Annotated in this window: 1 protein-coding gene and 3 pseudogenes; 1 reads left to right on the top strand and 3 read right to left on the bottom strand. The window is 53.1% G+C overall.

Going from position 1 to position 4,324, the window contains the following annotated elements; translation table 11 throughout:
- Positions 1-73: 73 nt before the first annotated feature.
- The 3 genes and pseudogenes from flhE to flhB form a co-directional block, all read right to left on the bottom strand.
- Complete coding sequence (gene flhE / locus ABZJ92_RS20775) at positions 74-412, bottom strand: flagellar protein FlhE (RefSeq protein WP_001259572.1); 339 nt, start codon at positions 410-412, stop codon at positions 74-76.
- Positions 412-2,429, bottom strand: a pseudogene (gene flhA / locus ABZJ92_RS20770) (flagellar biosynthesis protein FlhA). Before flhA ends, flhE begins: the two are co-directional and overlap by 1 nt.
- Before the next feature lie 52 nt (positions 2,430-2,481).
- Positions 2,482-3,629 (bottom strand): annotated as a pseudogene (gene flhB / locus ABZJ92_RS20765) (flagellar biosynthesis protein FlhB).
- 235 nt (positions 3,630-3,864) lie between these two features.
- Between flhB and ABZJ92_RS20760 the strand changes: the two are divergent.
- A pseudogene (locus ABZJ92_RS20760) lies at positions 3,865-4,236 on the top strand (HD domain-containing protein); the annotation flags it as partial.
- Between the last annotated feature and the right edge of the window lie 88 nt (positions 4,237-4,324).

Raw genomic sequence — 4,324 nt, 5'->3', positions numbered from 1 at the left:
AAAAACGAGTATTTTTAGTCATCCTGTTTACCTCTTTCTCAGGAAGTTTAGTCTCCAGGATTCCCGGGGCGGTTCACCCACCGCCTGGCACTTCCCAGATAAATCGCAACGGTTCTGCTGCCGCTATACCGGAAAAGGCCACGGTGGTACCGCTCTGCCCCTCTAATTCGACACAACGAGATTGCGAACACAAGCGAACCCGCAGTCCTGCAGGTGTCGGGCCGATAAGCTGATAACGCCACGCCACCAGCGTCATCAATCCTGAAGCAGGTTGTCGCGCAGAAAGAGGTGCAGACGACATCGACTCACCGCGATGATTTAGCGTAATTCCGACACTACTTGCCTGCCACATCCCCTCCCCGGCGGCTTGCACCAGCAGCGGAAACAATAATATCGCTAATAAGGTTCTCATCATTTACCGCCAATTGTCGCCGTCATGCGGATATGTCGGTTATCAGACAGTTCCAGATTCGACAGGACCACTAACTGCGGCAAGCTGCGGCGCAGGAAGCGAGACAATAATGGTCGCAGCGCGTGGTTCACCAACAATACTGGCGGCGCACCCAGCATCTCCTGACGGGATAGAGCTTCCTGAGTTTGCGCCAGTAAACGATCCGCCAGCCCTGGCTCCAGTCCTCCCCCGCCCTGCAGCGCCTGTAGTAACAAACGTTCCAGCGGTGTATCGAGGCCAATAACATGGACTTCATCTTTGCCAGGAAACCACTGCTGGGTAATCGCCCGTCCCAACGCCACGCGCACGACGGCGCTTAATTCATGTGGATCGCTTTGGATGGGCGCATGTTCCGCCAGCGTTTCGAGAATGGTGCGCATATCGCGAATCGGTACTTTTTCATCGAGGAGATTTTGCAGCACTTTATGCAGTGTGGTGAGCGTGACGACGCCAGGAACGAGATCTTCCGTCAGCTTTGGCATCTCCTGGGCGACGCGATCCAACAGCTGTTGCGCCTCCTGACGACCAAACAGCTCTGCGGCATGCTGGCTAATGAGGTGGTTAAGATGCGTTGCTACCACCGTGCTGGCCTCAACCACTGTGTACCCCTGAATCTGCGCCTGTTCTTTTAGCGCACTTTCAATCCAGATAGCATTCAGGCCAAATGCCGGATCGACGGTCGCCTCACCAGGTAACGTCCCGGCAGCGGTTCCAGGGTTAATCGCCAGCCAGCGCCCCGGATAAGCATCACCACTGCCAATCTCCACGCCTTTCATCAAAATGCGATAGCGGGCAGGTTGCAGATCCATATTGTCGCGAATGTGCACCACTGGCGGCAGAAATCCCATCTCCTGGGCAAATTTCTTGCGGATACTGCGTATACGGCCCAACAACTCACCATCCTGCTGGAAATCGACCATCGGGATCAGTCGATAACCCACTTCCATTCCCAGAGAATCTTCCAGTTGTACATCGTTCCACGTCGCTTCGACAACGGTATTATTCTCTGCCATTTTTACCGGTTTGGGTTCGGCAGGCGCTTTTTGTTCGCGTCCGCGTATCCACCAGGCCAGCCCCAGCAATCCGGCAGTGAACAGCAAAAATACCAGGTTCGGCATTCCAGGCACCAGGCCGAGTAAACCGAGCACGGCGGCGCTTAACAACATAACGCTTGGGTTACTGAAAAGCTGATTCACCATCTGCTCGCCAACATCCTGATCGGTGCTGACACGCGTAACGATGCCCCCCGCGGCGGTAGAAATCACCAGCGCCGGAATTTGTGCCACCAGACCGTCGCCAATGGTCAATAGCGTATAACTTTCCGCCGCGTGTCCCATGCTCATGCCAGTTGCAGCACGCCGACCAGCAACCCGCCGACAACGTTAATGACCATGATGAGGATCCCGGCAATGGCATCGCCGCGAACAAACTTACTTGCCCCGTCCATTGAGCCGTAAAAATCGGCTTCCTGAGTCACTTCGGAGCGGCGTTTTTTCGCCTCATCTTCACCAATCAATCCAGCGTTAAGGTCGGCGTCAATCGCCATCTGCTTACCCGGCATACCATCGAGAACAAAGCGCGCACCCACTTCTGCTATACGCCCGGCACCTTTGGTAATGACCATAAAGTTGATGATCACGAGAATGACAAACACCACGATACCGATAGCGAAATTGCCACCAACGAGGAAGTGACCGAACGCTTCGACCACCTTCCCAGCCGCCGCCGCGCCGGTATGCCCTTCCATCAAAATGATACGGGTTGAAGCCACGTTAAGTGCCAGACGCAACAACATAGTAAACAACAGAATGGTCGGAAACGCAGCAAACTCAAGCGTGCGCTGGGTAAACATCGCCACCAGCAACACCATGATCGACAAGGCAATATTGAAGGTAAACAACAGGTCGAGTATGAATGCGGGCAGTGGCAGCACCATCATCGACAAGATCAACAGGATCAAAATCGGTCCGGCAAGGATCTGCCATTATGTCGATTTCAGGTTTGCGGGCAGGCGCAGCATCGCGGCCAGATTACTCATGGGTCGGTTTCTCGTTAATAAAATCCAGGGCTGCCGGCACCGGAAGATGAGTAGGTGTACAGGGCGCTGTCCACCAGCCAGACGCCAGCGTTTCAGTTGCCAGACCCAGGCCAGCACTTCCGCCACCGCGGCGTACAGTTGACCCGGGATTTGTTGACCAATCTCCGCATGTCGATACAGCGCTCGCGCCAGCGGCGGCGCTTCAAGCGTCGGGACGTTATTTTCAGCGCCAATTTCACGAATGCGCAGCGCGACCAGCCCTGCACCTTTAGCGACCACTTTCGGTGCGCTCATTTTGTTTTCGTCATACTGCAACGCTACCGAATAGTGGGTCGGGTTATTGACAATGACATCCGCTTTCGGCACATCGGCCATCATCCGACGCCGTGCGGCAGCTCGCTGCATCTGACAGATCCGTCCTTTAACATGGGGGTCGCCTTCGCTTTGTTTGAACTCATCACGAATATCCTGCCGCGACATTCGCAGCTTTTTCAGGTGGCTGAAGATTTGGAAAAAGACGTCAAATCCCACCATTGGAATGACACCAAGCACCACCAGCAGTGCGCATAGCCCTACCAAATCCATCGCATTACCCATGGCGGTAATCGGTGACTCGGCCATTAAGCGCATCATCTGCGGCCAGTGATGCCAGAGAAAAAACCCCGTCACGCTGCCAACCAGGATGGTTTTCAAAATTGCCTTAAGCAACTCCGCGCTAGTCTGTGCCGAGAATATCCGTTTAATGCCCGGTAGCGGGTTGAGTTTGGAAAACTTCGGCTGCAAGGATTTGCCGCTAAATACCAGCCCCCCCAGCATAACCGGAGAAATGAGCGCCACCAGCACCACGCCGCTAATCAGCGGTAGCAGCGCCAGCATGGCTTCTCTGATCAGCAGAATAATTTGCCCGAGGATCAGATTCGGGTCTTTGATAATACTGTGATCAAAATGCAGCCCAGCGGAGAGCATGCCCGACAATCGACGGGCCAGCGACACACCGCCAAACCAGATAACACTAACGCCCACCAGCAAAATCAGCAGTGAGGTCAGTTCACGGGAACGCGGGATTTGCCCCTCTTCCCGCGCTTTTTCTAGTCGGTGAGGTGTGGGGGCTTCTGTTTTGTCGTCGCTCTCGTCAGACACGTCGCCAATCCTGGAAAGAGTATTAAGCGTAAATGATGCCAGAGCGCAAAGCGTTCAATGGTTTAAGTAAGGGGCAAAACAGGCGGGATTTAGGGCGTTTATGCAAAAATAGGTTCAGTTGCAGAACGTTTTGCGAACCATTTTCCAGTTCTGATATTTAGCCATTTAGCCTATAGAATCGCACTCCGCCTCTCTGTTAGTTTGCTAATAATTAAATTATTACAAAGGTGATCAAATGGAATGGCAACAATTGCTTAACTGCAACCGTCGGAAAGATAATCTAAAAAAAACCAACATAGCATTTTTACATCCCCTTGCTAGCGGAAGACAAGAGATCGAGCGGGATTACGACCGATTACTTTTTGCTGCACCAACTCGTCGGCTTGCGGATAAAACACAAGTTTTCCCGTTAGATCAAAATGACAGCATACGGACGAGGCTGACTCATTCTCACGAAGTAGCAAACTTTGCTCGCGGGATAGGAATGAGGCTCGCTTTCGAGATGAAGGAGCACATCTTTGGCGAAATACCCACGGGGATTGTCGTTGAACGCGACGTTCCTGCTCTGTTAGCAGCGATCGGACTGGCACACGATCTCGGTAATCCACCATTTGGGCATCTGAAGTGGTCAACAAAAACTGGCCACCGAGTTAGAGTTTTTCCAGTATCGATTTTCCGATTCGTTTGGGGGTAAC

The sequence above is a fragment of the Shigella sp. FJ200513 genome (genome assembly GCF_040495915.1).
Classification (GTDB): Bacteria; Pseudomonadota; Gammaproteobacteria; order Enterobacterales; family Enterobacteriaceae; genus ECMA0423.
This window is presented reverse-complemented; position numbering and strand designations above follow the sequence as displayed.

Bases quoted from the DNA above. Each gene is read 5' to 3' on its own strand.
- flhE (WP_001259572.1), bottom strand. From the start codon at position 412: ATGAGAACCTTATTAGCGATATTATTGTTTCCGCTGCTGGTGCAAGCC.